The sequence below is a fragment of the Sulfobacillus sp. hq2 genome (genome assembly GCF_002903155.1).
GTDB classification, from domain to species: Bacteria; Bacillota; Sulfobacillia; order Sulfobacillales; family Sulfobacillaceae; genus Sulfobacillus; species Sulfobacillus thermotolerans.
Window position 1 is genome coordinate 139,229 of sequence record NZ_NWUL01000045.1, and the last position, 20,602, is coordinate 159,830.

The 20,602-nt window shown below is 52.3% G+C and carries 19 protein-coding genes; 14 read left to right on the plus strand and 5 right to left on the minus strand.

Annotated elements, in window-relative coordinates; all coding sequences use genetic code 11:
• The first annotated feature begins 90 nt into the window (after positions 1-90).
• The 7 genes from purU (at position 91) to CO251_RS13290 (ending at position 7,332) form a co-directional block, all read left to right on the plus strand.
• On the plus strand, positions 91-945 hold the full coding sequence (purU, locus tag CO251_RS13260) for a formyltetrahydrofolate deformylase (RefSeq protein ID WP_103376294.1): 855 nt from the start codon (positions 91-93) through the stop codon (positions 943-945).
• A gap of 107 nt (positions 946-1,052) precedes the next feature.
• Positions 1,053-1,742: an aspartate/glutamate racemase family protein gene (locus CO251_RS13265; protein ID WP_103376295.1), complete on the plus strand. Its 690-nt coding sequence runs from the start codon at positions 1,053-1,055 to the stop codon at positions 1,740-1,742.
• A 184-nt stretch (positions 1,743-1,926) separates the two neighbouring features.
• A complete protein-coding gene (locus CO251_RS13270; protein WP_103376296.1) occupies positions 1,927-3,684 on the plus strand; it encodes an ABC transporter transmembrane domain-containing protein in 1,758 nt (585 codons plus the stop codon).
• On the plus strand, positions 3,681-5,468 hold the full coding sequence (locus tag CO251_RS13275; RefSeq protein WP_242968604.1) for an ABC transporter ATP-binding protein: 1,788 nt from the start codon (positions 3,681-3,683) through the stop codon (positions 5,466-5,468). Before CO251_RS13270 ends, CO251_RS13275 begins: the two co-directional genes overlap by 4 nt.
• A gap of 172 nt (positions 5,469-5,640) precedes the next feature.
• Positions 5,641-5,967 carry a cyclic-di-AMP receptor gene (locus tag CO251_RS13280; RefSeq protein WP_242968611.1) on the plus strand — a complete coding sequence of 109 codons (327 nt, stop codon included), beginning with the start codon at positions 5,641-5,643 and terminating at the stop codon, positions 5,965-5,967.
• Positions 5,968-6,012: 45 nt separating this feature from the next.
• Positions 6,013-6,381, plus strand: a complete 369-nt coding sequence (locus CO251_RS13285; RefSeq protein WP_103376298.1) for a TIGR02328 family protein — start codon at positions 6,013-6,015, stop codon at positions 6,379-6,381.
• Positions 6,382-6,609: 228 nt separating this feature from the next.
• Positions 6,610-7,332, plus strand: coding sequence for a hypothetical protein (locus CO251_RS13290; RefSeq protein ID WP_103376299.1), 723 nt, complete (start codon positions 6,610-6,612; stop codon positions 7,330-7,332).
• A 12-nt stretch (positions 7,333-7,344) separates the two neighbouring features.
• Here CO251_RS13290 and CO251_RS13295 read toward each other — a convergent pair whose 3' ends face one another.
• The 3 genes from CO251_RS13295 to CO251_RS13305 all read right to left on the minus strand — a co-directional run bounded on the left by CO251_RS13295 (position 7,345) and on the right by CO251_RS13305 (position 9,383).
• Positions 7,345-7,566, minus strand: coding sequence for a hypothetical protein (locus CO251_RS13295; protein ID WP_103376300.1), 222 nt, complete (start codon positions 7,564-7,566; stop codon positions 7,345-7,347).
• A 212-nt stretch (positions 7,567-7,778) separates the two neighbouring features.
• Complete coding sequence (locus CO251_RS13300) at positions 7,779-9,083, minus strand: acetamidase/formamidase family protein (RefSeq protein ID WP_103376301.1); 1,305 nt, start codon at positions 9,081-9,083, stop codon at positions 7,779-7,781.
• A gap of 48 nt (positions 9,084-9,131) precedes the next feature.
• Complete coding sequence (locus tag CO251_RS13305) at positions 9,132-9,383, minus strand: hypothetical protein (RefSeq protein WP_103376302.1); 252 nt, start codon at positions 9,381-9,383, stop codon at positions 9,132-9,134.
• A gap of 209 nt (positions 9,384-9,592) precedes the next feature.
• Here CO251_RS13305 and CO251_RS13310 point away from each other — a divergent pair, with 209 nt between their 5' ends.
• From CO251_RS13310 to CO251_RS13330, 5 genes are all read left to right on the plus strand, one after another.
• A complete protein-coding gene (locus CO251_RS13310; protein ID WP_207654686.1) occupies positions 9,593-10,501 on the plus strand; it encodes a bifunctional enoyl-CoA hydratase/phosphate acetyltransferase in 909 nt (302 codons plus the stop codon).
• 31 nt (positions 10,502-10,532) lie between these two features.
• Complete coding sequence (locus tag CO251_RS13315) at positions 10,533-11,585, plus strand: thiamine pyrophosphate-dependent enzyme (RefSeq protein WP_103376303.1); 1,053 nt, start codon at positions 10,533-10,535, stop codon at positions 11,583-11,585.
• 13 nt (positions 11,586-11,598) lie between these two features.
• Positions 11,599-12,594 (plus strand): alpha-ketoacid dehydrogenase subunit beta, encoded by a 996-nt coding sequence (locus CO251_RS13320; protein WP_103376304.1) that lies wholly within the window; start codon positions 11,599-11,601, stop codon positions 12,592-12,594.
• Positions 12,591-13,775 (plus strand): 2-oxo acid dehydrogenase subunit E2, encoded by a 1,185-nt coding sequence (locus tag CO251_RS13325; protein WP_103376305.1) that lies wholly within the window; start codon positions 12,591-12,593, stop codon positions 13,773-13,775. The genes CO251_RS13320 and CO251_RS13325 overlap by 4 nt, the downstream gene beginning before the upstream one ends.
• Positions 13,776-13,875: 100 nt before the next feature.
• Complete coding sequence (locus CO251_RS13330) at positions 13,876-15,063, plus strand: acetate/propionate family kinase (RefSeq protein ID WP_103376306.1); 1,188 nt, start codon at positions 13,876-13,878, stop codon at positions 15,061-15,063.
• Between the two features lie 69 nt (positions 15,064-15,132).
• On the opposite strand, the gene CO251_RS13335 is transcribed toward CO251_RS13330, so the two are convergent.
• Positions 15,133-17,514: a phosphoketolase gene (locus CO251_RS13335; RefSeq protein WP_103376307.1), complete on the minus strand. Its 2,382-nt coding sequence runs from the start codon at positions 17,512-17,514 to the stop codon at positions 15,133-15,135.
• Positions 17,515-17,699: 185 nt separating this feature from the next.
• Positions 17,700-18,122 (minus strand): hypothetical protein, encoded by a 423-nt coding sequence (locus CO251_RS13340; RefSeq protein ID WP_103376308.1) that lies wholly within the window; start codon positions 18,120-18,122, stop codon positions 17,700-17,702.
• A gap of 355 nt (positions 18,123-18,477) precedes the next feature.
• On the opposite strand from CO251_RS13340, the gene CO251_RS13345 reads away from it, so the two are divergent.
• Together CO251_RS13345 and CO251_RS13350 are read left to right on the plus strand one after the other, a co-directional pair.
• Positions 18,478-18,969 (plus strand): universal stress protein, encoded by a 492-nt coding sequence (locus tag CO251_RS13345; protein WP_103376309.1) that lies wholly within the window; start codon positions 18,478-18,480, stop codon positions 18,967-18,969.
• Between the two features lie 1,019 nt (positions 18,970-19,988).
• Positions 19,989-20,573 carry a DUF981 family protein gene (locus CO251_RS13350; RefSeq protein WP_103376310.1) on the plus strand — a complete coding sequence of 195 codons (585 nt, stop codon included), beginning with the start codon at positions 19,989-19,991 and terminating at the stop codon, positions 20,571-20,573.
• Positions 20,574-20,602 lie beyond the last annotated feature (29 nt).

The following is a 20,602-nucleotide window of genomic DNA, read 5'->3' on the forward strand; positions in this document are numbered from 1 at the left end:
CACCTCAAAAGCCGTGACTTTTCACCTTTGCGTCTTTTGCCGTACAATAGAACAATTAACTGACACTGAAGAGATAAAGGAGCCGTTCTTGTGACTGACCGTTACCGCTTATTAATCGCATGTCCCGACACCCCCGGCATCATCGCCAGTGTCTCCGATGCGCTGTGGAAGGAAGGCGCCAACATTACCAGTTTCGATCAATACTCCGAAGGGCTGGAAAACGGCATGTTTTACATGCGCGCCGAATTTGACGCAGCTCCCGGTACTGCTAAGCCATTAACATCGCGCTTTCAAGTCATGGCGGAAGCATACCGTATGCAGTGGACATTGGCATTAGCCAGCCGCCCGCAGCGCTTGGCCGTTTTTGTCTCCCGTGAAGATCACTGCTTAAACGAGTTATTATGGCAAACGCAGCGTGGCGACATCGCAGCTCATATTGCTCTCATCATCAGCAATCATGTCGATTTACAACCCCTTGCCGAGCGCTTTAATATTCCCTATTATCACATCCCCGTCACCCAAACAACGAAAGCCCACAGCGAATCCGAAGCCAGACGGCTGATTGAGTCCCATGATGCCCAAACCATTGTCCTTGCCCGCTATATGCAAATCCTATCAGAAGATTTTGTTTCGGCGTATCCGGAGCGCATCATCAATATTCATCACTCCTTTTTACCCGCATTTGTTGGGCCCAAGCCTTATCACCAAGCGTACGCCCGCGGTGTGAAATTAATTGGAGCCACGGCCCATTATGTGACCAAAGATCTCGATGCGGGGCCGATTATCGAACAAGATGTGCACCGTGTTGACCACAGACACCAACTCGAAGACCTCAAGCGATTAGGACGTCAAGTCGAACGCATGGTCTTAGCACGCGCCGTCAGCTGGCATGTCAGCGACCGCGTCTTGGTTTCAGGGAACCGAACCGTGGTTTTTCCTTTTTAATAAGAATGAAATCACATTCTTCCGGTGGCAAAAGCCTCTCGGCTGTGATCACAAGGCTAGCGCATGGACCAACCATTTGCGCTATTTAGTACAGAAGGAGCACCGACATGCGCACTGCTGGGATTATTGCTGGACTGGGTCCATTAGCCGGAGCCTACTTTTATCGGCGCCTTATTGAGTTAACCCCCGCCCACCGAGACGAGGACCATATTCCAGTCATCCTGCTCTCGTCCCCACAGATTCCAAGCCGCATTGCCCACTTAGAGCACCGCGGCCCTTCGCCTCTCCCGGCTCTGATTCATGCGGCCCAGACCCTTGTCCAAGCCGGGGCCGAATTCCTGGTTATGCCCTCAAGCACGACGCATGCTTACTATGATGCATTGTCCCAAGCCGTTTCCGTTCCTTGGCTCAACATGTTAGCCGTGGTTTCCGACACCATTGCGTCTCACGGCATCCACCGGTTAGCAATTATGGCGACAACACCCACGGTCCAGTATCATCTGTATGATTCACATCTCTTGGCACGCCAGATTACACCCGTTCTTCCTGATGCCACAAGCCAAATGGATATCATGAATATCATTGAGCGTGTCAAAGGACAAGATGACCTTGTAGCCTTAGGCCAGGCCCTGTATGAAATTGCCCAAAGGCCCTGGTCTGCTACGGCCGACGGATTGCTATTAGCGTGCACGGAAATCCCCGTGGTCTTTCCTGTGGCATCATGGAACCAGCCTGCTATCTTCAGCGCTACGGATATCCTAGCGCAACATACGGCCGCGTGGTCTGGTCTCTCCTAGGGGCAAGATTTCGCCGCCCAAGCGTGCGGCGCCATATTCGTTTCGGCTATAATTGAACCACGGTGTCCTCGTGCTGTTGGTCCCGTATTCGAAAGTCGTATGACTTCTTCCCTTGCATTTTCGGTCAAAGGCCTCATGGGCGTCGACCGTCTTTCCATGGCAATTCCCGAAAGGACGAATCTAAGTGCAAGTGTTTTCCGATTTGATGTGGTTTTTTAAAGAGCATCGCACACGATATCTGGTAGGAGTGGCTTTACTCGTCGTCGTCGCGCTAATTGCCCTGATCCCCCCCAAAGTGGTTGGGATCGTGGTAAATGAATTAGCTCACCACACGCTCACCCACAGACGGCTTGCATATGCACTTCTGGCCATTTTGCTATCCGCTCTAGCATCCTACGGTTTGCGGTATCTCTGGCGCATTTTGCTTTATGGAGGATCCATTCAACTCGCCACCGAGCTGCGTGACCGGCTGTATCACCATTTCACCCTCATGGCTCCGGAATTCTACCACGAACACCGCATTGGGGATCTCATGGCTCATTCGACGAATGACGTGCAAGCGATTCAAGAAACAGCCGGAGATGGCGTCTTAACTCTGGTGGACTCCATTACCACGGGAACCGTCGTGATTGCCACCATGGCGGTGACCATCAGTTGGAAACTCACAGCCATAGCTCTACTGCCCATGCCTTTGATGGCCTATGCGGTCTCGCGCTACGGCAAACTCTTGCATGAACGATTCGCCGTCGCACAAGCCGCCTTTTCCGACATCAACGACCGTGTCCAAGAATACGTATCCGGCATTCGAGTGGTGCGGGCGTTTGGTCAAGAAGCATGGGAACGCCAGCAATTTGTCCGCCTGTCGCGAGACGTCGTAGACAAGAACGTGGCTGTCGCCCGCATTGATTCCCTTTTCGATCCCACGATTTCGGTCATTGTAGGGCTGTCTTACTTTCTCTCCATCGCCTTTGGGGCCGACTTTATTGTCCATCACCAGATGAATATCGGGGAGTTGACAACATTTACGCTCTATCTAGGGGAACTGATCTGGCCGATGCTGGCCTTTGGGTTTCTCTTTAATATTGTCGAGCGGGGCAGCGCTTCTTATGAACGCGTGCAACGGTTGCTAGAAATTCCCCCGGCTATTCAAGACGCTCCGCATGCCGACACCCATGTCCCCACTGGGGATATTGTCTATGATCTCGAACGCTTTACCTATCCCACTCAGGACACTCCGGCCTTAAAACACATTCATCTCCACATTCGGCAAGGCGAAACCTTGGGCATTGTGGGGCGTACGGGCTCTGGAAAAACCACGTTGATGCGGTTGCTTTTGCGTGAATTTGACGTGGACCAAGGCGACATACGTATCGGCAATCGGTCCATTAAAATGGTCACGTTAGACGCCTTGCGCCAATGCATCGCGTACGCTCCTCAAGATGATTTTCTCTTTTCTGCCACCATTCGGGAAAATATCGCGTTTGCCCGGCCCAACGCCGCACTCGAAGAGATTGAAGCCTCAGCGCGCTTGGCGCAGATCGCCCACGACATTGAACGGTTCCCCGAAGGCTATGAAACTCTTATTGGTGAACGCGGCACCACCTTATCCGGTGGCCAAAAACAGCGGATCTCAATCGCGCGGGCATTGTTGCAAGATGCGGAAATCCTACTGCTCGATGACACCTTATCCGCCGTCGATGGACGTACAGAGGCTCAAATTCTTGAAGCATTGCGTGCCAATCGTTTAGGACGCACCACCATCATTGCTACCCATCGCCTTCGCACCATCGCGCATGCTGACCAAATTATTGTGCTTGAGGATGGCATGATCGTGGAGCGCGGAACTCATGACAGTCTCTGGGCGCAGGGCGGCCGATATCATGACATGTACCAAAGGCAGCAGCTTGAAGCATTTGTCGAAGAAGGAGGAGCAACGGTATGATGGCAAGCGAATCTTTAGATTTTGTTCCCCAAGCATCTGGTCAACATACATTAAGGCGCCTTTTGCGCTACATGCTGCCTTACCGGCGAACCGTCATCTTCGCTTTGGTCTTATTGCTCCTCGCCACAGCGACAGACGTCTTGCAACCCATTCTCATCAAGGTCTTCATCGATCGCTATCTGATTCCTCGCCACTTTCCAAAGCCTGCGATGATAGGGCTAGGTGGGGGCTACTTGGCACTGGTGGTAATGACAGCTGGATTTAATGTTGCCCAATTGCTCTTATTTCAGGTATTGGCGCTCGATGTGATTCAAACGCTTAGGGTCGAACTTTTTGACAAAGTGCAGACGCTATCTTTAGCGTTTTTTGATCGAACGCCCGTAGGCGTTTTAGTCTCCCGCTTGACCAACGACACCGAAGCGATTTTAGACATGTTTATGACGGTGCTTTCCACGTTTGTCCAAAACATCACCGTGCTCGTAGGCATTTTAATTGCCATGTTTGCTCTTGACGTCCGTCTTGCCACCTATTGCCTGGTGTTGCTCCCGGTCACCGTCGCCATCATGTTGTTCTATCGCAAGATCACCGCTCCCGTTTTTCATCGAGCACGGCAACGGCTGTCTTTGCTCAATGCCAAACTCAATGAATCTCTTCAAGGCATGGCGGTGATTCAAGCCATGCGTCAAGAACCTCGCCTGCGGGAAGAATTTGGCACCATTAATCAAGCCTACCGGCAAGCGCGATTTCGCAACACACAGCTCAACGCGCTTTTGCTCAGACCATTAATGGACGGTATTTACTTATTGGCCCTCATGTTGATCCTGTGGTATTTTGGGGAGCGTTCCTTCGCCCATGTGGTGAACATCGGCGTCTTATATGCCTTCGTCACCTATCTCAGCCGATTTTTTGAACCCGTCAACAGCATGATGCAGCGCCTGAACTTTTTTCAGCAGGCTATGGTTTCATCGGAACGTGTCTTTCAAATTTTGGATAATCCGGACTTAGCGCCCCAACAAGAAGGAGACCACCACCCCGTAATCCAAAGAGGTCAAATTTGCTTTGAAGACGTGTCCTTTTCTTATGATGGCCAAACCGATGTGCTAAAACATATCAGCTTTACCGCACAGCCAGGCCAAACTGTCGCCCTTGTTGGCCATACTGGTAGCGGCAAGAGTTCGACGGTCAACCTGCTTCTGCGCTTCTATCCGGTCCAACGCGGACGCATTACCATTGACGGCATTGACTTGCGGCACTTTAGTGATGACGAGTTGCGTCGCAAGATCGGGCTGGTCCTCCAAGATCCGTTTTTATTTGTCGGGGATGTCAGTTCTAACATTCGGTTAGGAAACACTTGGATCACCGATGAGCAAGTGCAAGACGCGGCTCGGTTTGTGCAAGCCGACACATTCATTGACGCGTTCGATCAAGGATATCATGCGCCCATTGGCGAACGCGGGGCCACGCTCTCGACGGGCCAACGCCAATTGTTGTCCTTCGCCCGCACCATGGCGATGAATCCAGCGATTTTAGTCCTCGATGAAGCCACCGCCAGTGTCGATACGGAAACCGAAGAGGCCATCCAGCAAGCGTTGGCAAAAATGCGTCATGGCCGCACCACGATTGCTATAGCCCATCGCCTCTCGACAATTCAAGACGCGGACATGATTCTGGTTTTGCATCATGGAGAAATCGTGGAACGTGGCACCCATCAGCAGCTATTGGCCCAAAAAGGCTTATATTACAACATGTTTTTGCTGCAACAAGGATCAACCGCCGCTCCCTAAATCGATGTCAACGGCCCAGACCTGAACCTGGGATTCCCGCCGTAACGCCATAGGATGAAGGTTGGTCTGAGAAACCGTTTTCTTTGTCCGCAATCTTCGCTATGATAGGGAGCACACACTTAAAAAGGAGAGGGTCGCCATTTCTGCGGAACCAGTTGATACGTTGCTCATTGTGGTGATTCAGTCCCAAGATGCCAAGGCTCTCTCAAAAGCTTTGCGAGCATTGCCCGCAGCCTTCACGCAATTTGCATCACGCGGCGCTTTTCTTGATCAAGGCAATACCACCTACATGATCGGTACGAGGGCGGAAAAAGTTCCGGCGATTCTTGACGTGGTGCGTCAATATAGTCATCAGCGCGAAGCGCTAGCGCATGGAGGCCATGTGCCTTTGCATCATGACTTCTATGCCTCTCCAACGACGGTGACCATTGGCGGGGCCACCATCTTCGCCTTGCCCGTTGAGCGATATATTCGTATAGAAGGCACCCCGAGCGCATAATCGTGTGACTTTGCATACCCAGTTCGCAGGAGGGATTTTTTCATTGTGAGACTATGGCACGAAGAGTTGCTTTCGCGTTTACCGCGAGCCCAGCTGCTAGGACAACACCGAGAATGTTGTGCGTTAAGGGGAAAGGGGTGGGGACGCAAACACCAAACCGTCAACTACGTGTTCGATTATCCTAGGGAATATCTCGCCGCCTATCATCAGTTGGTCATGGCAGAAATGGAGCGGCGGGGGTATCATCCAGATCCCGCCTGGAAAGATCCGGGATATTGCGGCCAGTTTCTCCCTCCGGTAGCCTGGAGCGACAGCCGCTGGCCTCATCATCATCCCATTTATCCCGAACATAACGCGCAGTACAAGGAAGAATGCCGCCTTAATCTTGCGGCCAAAGGCATCACGATCGCATAACCCCACGACAAATTCTGGTTCGCCTGTCCTGTATCCCCTGCCGACAATGCATAACCATGATATGATTGACATAGAGTCTTTTAACCACTGCGGTATCTACACGGCCTAAGCTTTGCCCTCAACGCATCAACGGCTCACATCACTATTTAAGAGAGGCAGGAGCGGGATGAGACAATCTAATCCAGTGCAAGGCTTCCCCTATCAACCCGCCGGGGCTTCCTGCGTTATATGATGACGACACGGTCTAAGCTTTTTTGGGGAGCTGGCCTTATCCTTTTGACGGGACTCCTTCTTTGGATATCGTCCACAGCCTCAACGACAATCCCTTCGAAACCGATATCCCCTGCTAACTTTGCAGCAGATACGCGCACTCCATGGACACTCCGGTGGGTCTCGCAGGGCATTGCGCCTAAGCTGCGCAATCATCACGGATGGGCTCCGTGGATTGTAGCCAATCCCCAACGTCCACAACAAAGCTGGTGGGTTTGGCCGGTGGTAGAACATCATCGCTTATGGTTTGGACAGAGCGTACCAGGAGGTGTGCAGTGGGTAGGCGTTTCCCTCACGGCCAAAGCGCCAAAACTACCCATTCCATGGGCCACGATGCTAGGATGGGGCCAGCAGTTTCAACATCAACAATCACCGCCCGCGGACGTTACCATAACGCCGACATCGGCGTGGACCCAAGAAGGCCCCTTGGCAGGGCCTATTGCAGGGTTTATGATGGCCATGCAACCGCGAAAAAACACCATCGTGCTAGCGATTTTGTATAAGAAAAAGATTCCAGGATGGATCGAACTCGTGAGTATTTGGCAGTGGAATAGGAAATGGACCCCGCGGTACCTTATCATTAATCCCTTACCGTCTCAAGTGTCAGCGCATGATTTATTAATGCCCCCGAACGCAGGAGTCCCGCTGGATATCCCAACTTGGGTTAAAAACACCTCATAATTCGTAGACGGTTCAGGACACGTTCTTTTGCGGCTCAACCGACTCTTTGCGGGGAGGGCGCACTAGACGCATCGCCAAACGCTTCCAACGCGACGGGAACGCCACAACCGGTCCCGATGGATGAGCCATGGCTTCCCATGCCATGCGAGAAAAACGGTTCCATGCAGGCCGTCCAAACATAGCAAAGATCACAGGGGAAAAAGCCAACATCAAAATAAATATCATCACAATCATTTTTCCATCCCTCCTGAAATAATGCCTCTTTCCCACGGCCAACATGGTTCTTACGGACTATTTTTGAAGCATCTGCCCCTATTATATATCAGTTTATTCTTTTAACAACAAAAACTTAGTCATTAATTACTATGCTCTTCGCCTTGGGTGCATAGAAAAACTCCCCCAGGTCATCTCTGAGGGAGTTTTTTCGAAGTCAGGGTCGTTTTCCTTCACGACGTCAAATATTGCTCATAGGCGATGTTCCACAACCCTTTGGCCTCCAATAGCTCACGAGGCAATTGCAGGCTTAATTGCACCACACCGGGCAACCGCGAAATCTGAACCTCGCCAGCAATGGTGGCCCGGTTTAAGATCTCATCGTCGCCCACATTCATAAAACGGGCCGCGCGCTTCACGGCATTATCCGTAGCAACATTGAGATTTTTACCGGTTCCGATAAACTGAACAGGCAGAACGTCCAACGCGGGAATAATTCCCAATGTGTGTCCCAACTCGCTAAATTGCCGGCGTTCCGCCTCGGAAAACGGACGCGCAATGCGCGGAAGATCCTCGATATTGGGCAGTAAGAGAGGGCCTAACAGCGACAAGCCTTTAATCACCTCGACGCGCACCGTAATATCTGCCGTAATATCGATACTATGTCCGGCAATTTCTCCTCGTCCCATGATAGAATGCGCATCGCCCAGGTACACACCCGCTCCATCCACCTTGACTGGCACAATCAGAACGGCCCCTTCCCGAACATCTCGGCAGTCCAAGTGGGCATCCGTGCGCGCTTCATCCAACTCCTCTTCACTGACATGCCATTCATGATGCGCCCCCACCAAAAAGTACCCAAAGTCTCCCGCGTTATGGGAATCCGGAAGCGTTCGCGACGGGATCGTGCCGATATTGCCAATGCAAGGCTCAACGCGTACCGGCAACCCTGTCAGCGCATGGGCAGCATAAAGCAAAATGGGATATTGCTGGCTCGATTCCGGCAAGGCTGCGAGATGCTTAGCATCGTGTGCATAAGATTCCGCATGATTTTGATCAACCGCCATGGACACCTGGCGGGCCTTGTCAAACGCCACGGTATAGCCTTGGCCAAAATGAAAAGGGCTGGCCTCCGCGCCACAATGCGCACAACGAATACTGCCTTCACCGATCCCGACCACCCGACTTTGCGGCCATGGCGTGCCACAATGTGGACATTTTTTAGCCACAAAGGGATCGTCCGTAAAGGCGGCCTCATTCGTTTGCATTGTACCGGAGCTCGAGGCTTCGGAGAGAACGTTAATTTTTTCGATGTAAATGGCCAGCGCGTCGCCAACTTTTGCATCCTCAACGTAAACGGGTTGCGTCACTTCATGACCACCCCGGAAATCCGGCGTAATCATGGGGCCCCAGCAACCCGGAGGCGTCACCGCTCGGATGCGGCCTCCATTTCGCACGTGTGCAAAAAATCCGGTATCCGGCCCAATGAGCCCATGGGTAAATTTTGTGACCACAACCTCATCCATAGCATTTTCCATCGTATTCCCACTTCCCCCGTCTTAGTCCCGCTGTGGCGGTCACCCTCATTATGGCCGAATTGCGGGTTCACCACTCTTGGAATCACCACAGTCCTGGCGCATATATATGCGCGATTCATCTGCCTCAAAATCGGCATCACAAAAAACATCTTCAGGATGACTCGCGCGGCATACCCACACCGCATTTACATGGCCATCCACCTGCTTAAATAGATCGCATGCCACGTTCTTGGCTGAGGGTCCCATGAGCGTGCGCCACTGAATCCCTTGCCCCACTTGGATTCGTACAAAATAACGCATTTCATCCAACCCGCCCTTTGTATCGTCTTTCTTCTACCTTAGACGAGATGCCTTGATCATTCGCACGGCCATTTGACGTGTTTTCTCTGACAAGCCGGTCCTCTTAGAACCCTAGGATTTGGTCCATTCGGGCCTAACTATGTGTGCCATCCCGATCCATACTGAGACACGCAAGATCACTGGCAAGAACCAAGAAAGGACGACTGGTCGTGTTCACCACGTTTGATGCTCTGTTGGATGCTGTCAAGGGAATGGCTCCCTTACCTGTGGCCGTCGTTGATGCTGCCGAAGCCTACGTATTAGAGGCCGCATGTGAGGCCAAAAGGCGACACATGATTGATCCTATCCTTATTGGCAATCAAGAACGTATTGTAAGTATTTTAGCATCATTGCCCGATTGTCCCACCTTCGACATTGTCAACGTCCAGAGCGATGAACAAGCCGCCGCACAAGGAGTCGATCTGGTGATGAATGGGCAAGCGCAAGCGGTAATGAAAGGCCACATTCATAGCGATGCGTTCTTACATCCGATCTTAGCCCGTCTGCGAACCAAGGAGCGTCTATCCCACGTGTTTATGGCCGAATTACCCACATATCCCAAACTACTGTGTGTGACGGACGCGGCCATCAACATTACACCTTCTCTCATGGATAAAGCACAGATTGTCCAAAATGCTGTCGACTTTCTCCGAGAACTTGGTGTCGAACAACCCAAGGTCGCCTGTTTGTCTGCCATCGAAGTCATAAATCCTCAAATTCCCTCCACCATTGATGCAGCGTGCTTGGCCAAGATGGCCGAACGTGGGCAAATTCGCCATGCTCTAGTAGACGGGCCTTTAGCGTTTGACAATGCGGTGTCCCTTAAAGCGGCACAAATTAAAGGCATTCAGAGCGTGGTGGCAGGCGACGTCGATATTCTCCTGGTGCCAGATCTCGTCTCCGGGAACATTTTGGTCAAAGATTTAGAATACCTGGCCCAAGCCACTTTAGCGGGAATTGTGCTGGGCGGGCGGGTTCCCATCATTCTCACCTCCCGCGCCGATCCTCCACGAGCACGCTTGGTTTCTGCCGCCCTCGCGGTTCTCATGCATAACCGCTCCCAAGTAACTGCCATTTAACGAGAGGTTGCCTTTCGAAAGGAGAAGTCTCATGGAATCGGAGCAACTGCAACAGTTCTTATACGATATGTTGTTGGCTCGCGCCTTCGAAGAACGCGCAGCGGAAGAGTATACCCAAGGGCATATCGCAGGGTTTTTACATCTCTATCCGGGGGAAGAAGCGGTCGCCGTCGGCACCATTCGGGCAGCGGAACCCTCCGATTATATTGTGAGCACGTATCGTGAACATGTGCATGCCTTAATCCGCGATATCGAACCCAAAAAGATTATGGCCGAACTTTATGGCAAACGGACGGGCATCAGCCGCGGCATGGGCGGATCCATGCACCTATTCGACAAAGAACATCGCTTCATGGGCGGCTATGCCATTGTCGGAGAAACCTTTCCGATTGCCACAGGCATTGGCTATGCGATTGCCTATCGCCACCTCCCCGAAGCCGTTCTCTGCTATTTTGGTGATGGAGCGGTCAATCAAGGCACGTTTCACGAATCGCTGAACATGGCCGCGTTGTGGAAACTCCCGATTTTATTTATTTGTGAGAATAATCATTACCAGATTGGCACAGAAATTCATCGCCATTCCGCTGTGGTAGACGTCTATAAGCGGGCAGCTTCTTATGCCATCCCTGCCGAACAAGTGGACGGCATGAACGTCGAAGATGTGTATCATCACACGAAAAGTGCGTTAGCCCATATACGGGCCGGGGGCGGACCCTACCTGCTAGAATTTCAAACATACCGCTACCGCGGGCATTCGATGGCCGATCCCGGAACGTACCGGCCTCCCGCCGAAGTTCGGGCGTATAGCGGTCTTGACCCCATCGTGTTGGCCACTCGCGAACTGACCCGTCACACCCATTTAGCGTCCGCCACACCGCCGTTCGACACGGATGTGATCCAACAGCATATTGAGCAAGGCTACCAAGCGGGACACTGGCAAGTCGCCGATGTCGAGACCATGAAGGCGCAGATTCAGCAAATCTTAGATGACGCGGTGGCTTTCGCCCAAAGCAGCCCTTCGTTAACCATGGACGAGGCTATCCAGTTGGTCAACCAAAATCATGCCCATGAAGGGCTCATCTAAGGGGGACGACACAATGACCGATACGTTGTTTTACTGGCAGGCGGTTAATTTAGCACTCGACCATGCGTTAGCCGAGGATCCGAATGTGTTTATTATGGGTGAAGATGTGGGGCTATACGGCGGCACATACCGTGCGACAGAAAACCTCATGGCCAAATACGGAGAAATGCGAGTACGCGATACCCCCATCTCCGAAAATAGTTTTACCGGTCTAGGCGTCGGCGCTGCCATGACCGGTTTACGCCCCGTCATCGAAATTATGACGGCCAATTTTGCCTTGTTGGCCCTAGACTCGATTATTAACCTCGCTGCCAAAATTCCTTTCATGTCCGGCGGACAATTCCCGGTGCCTCTGACCATTCGCATGCCCCAAGGCGTCGCCAAACAATTGGGCGCGCAGCACTCCCAACGGCTCGAACATACCCTCATGAACGTGCCTGGACTGCGGATTGCGGTGCCATTTACCCCGCACGATGCCTACCACCAAATCCGGCAGGCCATTCGTAGCGAAGATCCCATCATCATTCTTGAGCATGATTTGCTCTACTTTTCCAAAGGCCCCGTCGATCCAAGCCAAGCACCTATTCCTATGCATCAAGCCGTGGTGCGGCAAGAAGGCACTGACATCACGTGCATTAGCTATTCGCTTATGGTGGGCGAAGCCCTAAAAGCGGCACAAGGATTGCAACAAGACGGCATCTCCATGGAAGTCATCGACTTGCGTAGTTTATCTCCCATCGATTGGAATTGTCTTGAGCAATCCGTACAAAAAACGCATCATGTCCTCATTGCCGAAGAGGATAGCCGGTATGCAGGCGCTGGAGCCGAATTAGCCGCCACGTTGCAAGAGCGATGTTTTTATACATTGGATGCCCCCATCGCGCGAACCGCTGGGCTCGACATCCCTATTCCCTTTAATGCGGAATTAGAACAAGCGTCGATTCCCCACGCCAACGACATTGCCCGGGCAGCGCGAACTATTTTATTGCAAAGGAGCCAGAAATCATGAAACACCCCATTGTTATGCCTGTTTTATCCGATACCATGGATACCGGTCGCCTCACGCAGTGGGTTCGCTCCGTAGGAGACAAAGTCCAAAAAGGTGAGGCGGTTGCCGAAGTAGAAACAGACAAGGCGGTACTGGAAGTGGAAGCCTTTCGGGATGGCTATTTAGCAGGTCCTTTAGCGCCGGTCGATCAAGATATTCCGGTCAAGCAAACCATTGGCTTTCTCGCCGATACGGCCGAAGAAGCTCTAGATAATGCCCAAACACCGACGTCCCCGCAACGGACTGAGGAGGCGAAGATCCTAGAAGCGCAGGCCAGCACACCGCAAGTCCCAATGTCTACCAATTCAGCCCCGCCGTCGCCCTCTCTTACGGTCGTCCCGACTCCAGACGAAGTGCTGCCAACAGATCGCCAAGCCTCTCCCTATGCAAGAGCCTTGGCCCATGATTTGGGACTCGATCTGAAAAACATCGCACCGGGCGCTGATGGTATCGTCCACGCGGCTGAGGTGATAGCCGCGGTGTTGTCACCGGCAACGCCGCCGCTCGACTATGGCCCCCCCTACCGCATCGAATCCCCAAGCAAAAGTCGAGACGCTGTCGCCCGCTCCATGGCCGCTACCGTGTCCACGCCCACATTTCGGGTCAGTGCCCGTCTGCCGATTCGTGAAGTGCAGCGTCAAGCCAACATCCATCAGGTGAGTCTCACTGTCGCCCTGAGTAAAGCCTGCGCGATGACTATTCAAGCCTATCCGCGGTTTAACGCGGCTTGGACGGCTCAAGGACTGGCTGTTCGCGATCGCGTAGATATCGGAATTGCCGTGGAAGCTGGCGATAGTTTGCTAACACCCGTATTACGAGATATGGGAGAAAAGTCGCTGGCAGCCATTCAAACGGAATGGAAAGCTCTCCTGGAACGCACGAAGGCTGCGCGTCTTCTTCCCCCTGAGTATTCTGGAGCGACGTTTTACTTATCCAATCTGGGCGTCTATCCTATCGTCAAGCAATTTGATGCGGTCGTTCCCTTAGGGGCTAGTGCCATCTTGGCCATTGCCGCCATGGATGAAGAAGGGACAGCCGATTGCACCTTGACCTGTGACCACCGCGTGGTGTTTGGCGCGGATGCCGCCCATTTTCTCACACACCTGGCTGGACTTCTCGTGTCTTCCGACCTATGGCAATAAGGCGTCGTTCGTGATGGATGCAAGACCACTGAGAAAGTATGGTCTAATGCAGTAAATGGGTCTAAAATGCCCTCCTACTACTGAACATGAGGCGATGAGCATGTCGACTGCTGCCATTCCCGTGCTGGCCCTTAACAGCGGATCATCCTCGCTTAAGTTTTCTCTCTATCTTGTCAACAGCACGGACCATTCCAAGACACCCCATTGGCTGGCCGACGGTGCAATAGAACGCATTGGCCTACCGGACAGTCGAATGTGGTTGAAGCGTCCCGGCACCCCCACAATAGAGGGTAGCGTGGCCATTCGCCACCACCACGACGCGGTTGCCGCAGTGTTTTCGCTCCTCAGCGCCCAAGGTATTCCGAGCCCCCAGGCGGTAGGACATCGCTTGGTGTCGGGTGGCCCTCGCTATGTGAACCATCAACTGATCACCGCGGCATTTCGCGCCGATATCAAAAACTATTTCCGATTTGCTCCGTTGCATCTTCCTGCCGAGGTCCAAGCTATCGATGCGGTCACACAGCATTTTCCGGATATCCCGCAGGCCGCATGCTTTGACACGGCTTTTCACCAACACATTCCTGAAGTCGCGGCCCGCTTACCACTGCCCCGCAATTTGTGGCAAGAGGGCATCAAAAAGTATGGCTTTCATGGCCTCTCCTATGAGTATCTTGTCAGCCAACTACCCGTTAATCCCCAAGAACGCATTGTGGCCGCTCACTTGGGGAATGGCGCAAGCCTTGCCGCCATTCAAAATGGTCAGTCGGTGGACACCACCATGGGACTCACTCCAACGGGTGGTTTGATTATGGGCACACGTCCTGGGGATCTTGATCCTGGTGTCCTGGTCTACCTCATCAATGAAAAAGGCTATAGTGGGGCGGAACTCGAGCACCTTCTAGATCATTTATCTGGTCTTTTGGGCATCTCCGGCATTTCCCCCGACATGCAAACGCTTTTAGCCTCTTCCGATCCTGATGCGCAGCTAGCGATTGACATGTTTGCCTATAGCATCCGCAAGGCTGTGGCAGCCATGGCCGCGGCCCTAGGGGGACTTGACACCCTGATTTTCACCGGGGGAATTGGTGAGCACGCCCCCTTGATTCGTCACAAGGTTTGCGAGGCCCTCGGTTTTTTGGCGATTACCATAGATGACCGCGCCAATGCCCAAAACGCTCCCGTGATTTCTACCCCTACCAGTCAAGTGACGGTCCGCGTCATTCCCACGAATGAAGATATTGTCATCGCCCGTCACACCGTTCGTCTTATTCAAAACAAACCGGCATGACGCTCACACAAAAACCTTCAGCGCCTGGCACGGTTTCGCCAGGCGCTGAAGGTCTTGATGGAGCTCGCTTTAGTTCACAAGATAGGTCCACTCACGAATTTCTTGCGGATCAATGCCATTTGTCCGAGCGTAATTTAAGTGAAAGATCTGCTGATCCTGCAGCCATTGCTTAACAGATGCCGCACGAATAGACAGGCCCGGTACATGGTCGATGACATCGATCGCCAACGAAAAACGGTCAATATGATTCTCAATAGCCAGCTGTAGGGGTGTGTTGATGCTTCCCATTTCTTGATAGCCGTGGACATGAAAATATTCATGGTTGGGCCTTCGGTATATCAACTTGTGGATCAAAGCAGGATAGCCGTGGAAATTGAAGATCACGGGCCGGTCGGCCGTAAACAATCCGACAAAATCTGAATCTGACATTCCATGAGGATGAAGACTGGGAGGAGGCAATTTAAATAGGTCGACGACATTGATAAACCGCACGCGCAACTCGGGCAATTTCTCATGAAGCAAAGCCACTGCTGCCAATGCCTCCATGGTGCTCACATCGCCCGCAGATGCAACCACCGCGTCTGGCACTTGCCCTTCATCATTCGAAGCCCATGGCCATAAGCCGATGCCTTTGCTGCAATGGGTCACCGCTTCATCCATAGTCAAATACTGCAAATGGGGCTGTTTGTCCGCGACAATAATGTTGACGTAGTCTGTGCTCGCCAAACAATGGTCGGCAACGCTTAATAAACAGTTGGCGTCGGGCGGCAGATAGATACGCACCACATCGGCCCGCTTATTCGTGACCACATCCAAAAACCCAGGATCTTGATGGGTAAACCCATTGTGGTCTTGGCGCCATACGGTTGAGCTAATCAAAATGTTCAACGACGCAATCGGGGCGCGCCATGACACCTCGAAACGCGCCTTCTCAATCCACTTGCTATGCTGGTTGACCATGGAATCAATCACATGGACAAAGGCTTCGTAGGAATTCAACAACCCGTGCCGACCCGTCAGGAGATATCCTTCTAACCATCCTTCAAGGGTGTGCTCGCTCAACATTTCCATGACCCGACCATCTGGCGACAACTCGCCGCCATCGCTATCAACCGGAAAGGATTCCGCCATCCACGTCTTTTGCGTAACCTCATATATCGCTTGAAGACGGTTTGATGCGGTTTCATCCGGCCCAAATACCCGGAAATTGTGCATATTCAGCCGCATGACGTCGCGCAGGTATTGCCCTAGAACATAGGTGTTCTCGATAGTAATCTGTCCGGGCTTGGCGAGGCGAACTTGATAATCGTGAAAATCCGGTAACCGCAATGGCTCACGCAACAGTCCACCATTCGTATGCGGATTCGCACTCATACGGCGCTTTCCTCGCGGTGCTAACGCTTTCAAAGAGTCTCGCAAACGGCCCACCTCATCAAACAACTCCTCGGGATGATAGCTTTTGAACCACTCTTCCAGCACGGTGAGATGTTCAGGGTTTGTCTTAACATCCAACACCGGAACTTGGTGCGCACGCCATGACCCTTCAATGATATGACCATCTAACGTTTTAGGCGCGGTCCAGCCTTTCGGTGTACGTAGAATAATCATGGGCCATACCGGCCTCTGATGGTTATGGCCTTGCCTTGCGGCAGCTTGGATGGCTTGAATCTCGGCAATACAGGCATCAAGCGCGGATGCCATGGCTTCGTGCATGAGTCCAGGATCATCACCCGCGACCAGATGCGGTGCATAACCGTACCCGCGAAACAAATTTAAGAGCTCCTCTTCAGGAATACGCGCTAATATCGAAGGATTAGCCAACTTGTAGCCATTAAGATGCAAAATAGGCAAAACCGCTCCATCACGCGCCGGATTCAAAAATTTATTTGAGTGCCAGGCCGTGGCCGCAGGTCCCGTTTCCGCCTCGCCATCTCCGATTACCACTGCAACTAAGAGGTCGGGGTTGTCAAAGGCTGCTCCAAAAGCGTGGGACAACGAGTATCCAAGTTCTCCTCCTTCGTGAATGGACCCCGGAGTCTCTGGGGTACAATGGCTTCCGACGCCCCCGGGAAACGAAAAGAGATGAAAGAACCGGCGCAGGCCTTCTGCATCCTGGCTACGGTCGGGATACACTTCGGAGTAGGTGCCTTCGAGGTAGGTGTTGGCAAGCGTGGCAGGCGCCCCATGGCCTGGGCCTGCTATGTAAATCATATCAAGGTCTTCGCGGCGTATCACCCGGTTAAGATGCGCCCATATAAAATTTTGGCCGGGGTCTGATCCCCAATGCCCGAGAAGTCTGGGTTTAATATCCGTCGGTTCCAATGGTCTGGTCATCAAAGGATTATCTTGAAGATATAACATCCCCAAAGAAAGATAGTTTGCGGCTCTCCACCATTGATTGAGCTGGACTTGCTCCTCTTGGGTCAGTACGTGCTGGTCTGGCGTCTGCATATCACTCCATCAGCTCCTTATTCTGTCCCCTCTTACATGGATTTCAAGTCCAGTATGGTCCCCTCTCCATTTTGCGCCAATGTCCATTCGGTCCAAGGTTAAGGAGCATTGTCCCATGGTTCCATACGGTCTCATAGCAGGTCCAGGTCGAGCCCTAAGAGCTAGCAGCGTCCGTGGTCAACGTATCAATCCCATCGTTCTGGTACCCCAGGATCTAAGAACACCAAGAGTGCTAACCGCATCCAGCCCTGTAAGTCGTCCTCAGCGAGTTCCGTAGTCGAAACCGTCGTCACACGCGAGCTTTTCACACGTTTTTCTCCATATCGGCCATAAAACTCGACGAATATCTCCGCTCCCTCGCGCCGAAAAGCCCAAGCCCGGTCATAGATCGGCAAGCCGTTGACCCAAAAGGAACCGTCTGTTGCACGTGTGATCTGGCAACGGCATCGTCTGAGCAATCGGTCTAAACGCGAAGCATTAAACGCCGTGGGGTCATTATCCCACTCCTTACGGATCTGCCGGCCAATAGGGAAATACCGGGCCATATCCATAAACGAAGCGGTCGATGATAGACGGCGTTTATGGCCTTGTTGTGTAAATGGTTTCATGGGGCCCATTTCCTTTCGTTACCTGATAGCAATCCATTCCCCGTTTCATGTTGTCCTACTTTTTTACTATACGCGGTGAATTCAGACTTTGAGTGAGTTAATCCTTCTTAGCTTCTATCATAACGGGTATGTATCGTCAGGGATATCACTTGCAGCAAAATTGGCGGTTCAAACAATATCTCCGTAAGGAGACATTCCGTAGAAAACGATTTAATCGAAAGAACTTCCGGTGTAACAGTTCCTAGGTTTTTCTCATCATGCCGAAGCCAGACGCTAAAAAAGCTCTATAGAATGGACACATCATTGTGTACACTAAAAGGCGTCGTGACAATGTCTAAGAAGCGGAGGTTCCATCATGCCAGATTTAGTAAGTTGTTGCGCCGTTGCTGTTGACGGCTCTGATTCGAGCATGGAAGCGGTAGCCTGGGCATGTCGTCTGACACAGCCGAACGGCCGAATTATTATGGTCGATATTCAAGACCTTACCCCCTTATACGCGGAAATGGGAATGACGCCATTTAGTGGGGGGCCCAATATTGACGTGGACCAAATTAGTGAGGACTGGGACCGTGATGCACAATCCGTAAAAGAAGCCGCGATGGCCATGGTAACGCAGGCAGGACGTGTTGGTGAGTGGCACGTTCGCACTATGGAGCCCGGAGACGGCAGTCCTGCCGCACTTTTCGCAAAAGTGGCAGCCGAGCACCAAGCGGAATTAATTCTCGTCGGCCAGCATCATGGGTCGACGCGCATCGAGGGGCTGTTTGGTAGCTTTCCGCGCTGGCTTGTTGCCCATAGCCATTTACCTGTTCTCATCGTCCCGATTCCCGCACACGCTTCCCCATAAACATTCTCCCAGCGCTTGGCAATTGGTCAAGCGCTGGGTCATTTATAGTGATGAAACATACGCAAGATAACCTACGCCGAGCGTCATCCCGCGTCCTTCACCGCAATTCCTTCCCGGTAGGCCTCCAACCAAGGCCATGACATGGTCCATGAATAGGAAGATGTATAAAAAAGTGCTCAATTCCTCGTGAAGGATTGCGACACCTATGTAAGCACGATAAGAAGGTGGCAAGGCGCATCTCTTCCACCGCCATGGCCGGTGGTTCCTCCGTGTGCTAATGCCGCAAGAGGTGACCGAGGCCCCTCTCGACGACCTGCGTCAAGTGTCGGCTTAGACTTCGGCATGAACTTTTTGGTCACCGCCTACGATGCCTACGGACACACAACCTTTTTGCCGGAGCGTGCCATCAAAGCACGGTGCCCACTTCAAGGTCCTCCGCCAGACCCTGCATCGGCGGCCCGATGTGAATCCCCATGTTAGTAAGGCACTCGTTGTCCGCTATGGGCACTGACGCTATGTGTCGTGGAAAATCACCTCGCGCGACCGATACACGGCCGTGTCGTAGGCGTTTTACCAGATCCAGCAAATGCTCGAATATAAAACGACCCTATATTAATCCGGCACGGTCGCAAGGGTGCGCTCCCCCTATGGCCCCATGCATTGCCAAGCAGCTCCTTAAATGACTTGGCATTTTGATTCTTAGCCTGTAGCCCTGCCAAATGGCCATTGAATAAAGGGGGCCCTCCATCCATGGACGGGTCTGGTGGACACGAACTTCGGGACCGTTAGCACCACGAACCAAGGACCTGACGGCCCATGAAGCCCTTGCGGCGTTGTTGCACAATGACAGTGCAAGCAAGGAACGACATGAGGTCATGGCCGAGCGTGAATCAAAGGGTTTGCAAAAGCCATTCTTCAAATCAAACTATCTCGTCCCTCACGCAGACCTTGCCCAGAATGGTCAACATAACACGACCCTCTCGAAAAACCCAAAAGTGATAGAAGAAGGAGTGAGTCAGATGTTTGTCGATTACTTAGCCGTAATGCTTTTGAACTTAGGCGCAGGCCTTGCCCTATTAGCCCATTATCTCTACGTGAATCCGGGCAAAGAATATCGACGCAGTTGGGCCGCAGGATTTTTTGCCGTAGGTTTTCTTGGTCTCGTCACCTCATTGCCCATGCTGATTATGTGGCCGTTGCCCGGAGGCTTTAATGTCGCCTACGCAGGCCCTATGCTGTTTCTCAGTATGGTCTTTTTAGCTGCGGGTCTGACCCTAATGCTAGAATGGGAGCCCTTGATTCCCGCCATTTATGGCTTGTTTGGCGGTATTTATGCCATCATCATTGGATTTCGGCTCTTAGACCTGAAAATGGGAGCAGCTCCCGGTGTGGCTTTTGCTGGCTTCGTACTAACGGGACTCGGTGGCATCTTAGTGCTTCCCGCTATCTATTGGCACAAGAACCGGACGCTGACTATCATCACCGCGTTAGTGCTGGGAGTTGCCGCCGTGATTTGGCTCTTCACGGGCTATGAAGCCGTATGGGCTCACATTCTCGATTTTGCTCATTATCTCCCGCCCACCATGTTACACAGCGCGAAATAATTCGTACGCCTATCAAAAAAAGAGGGTTC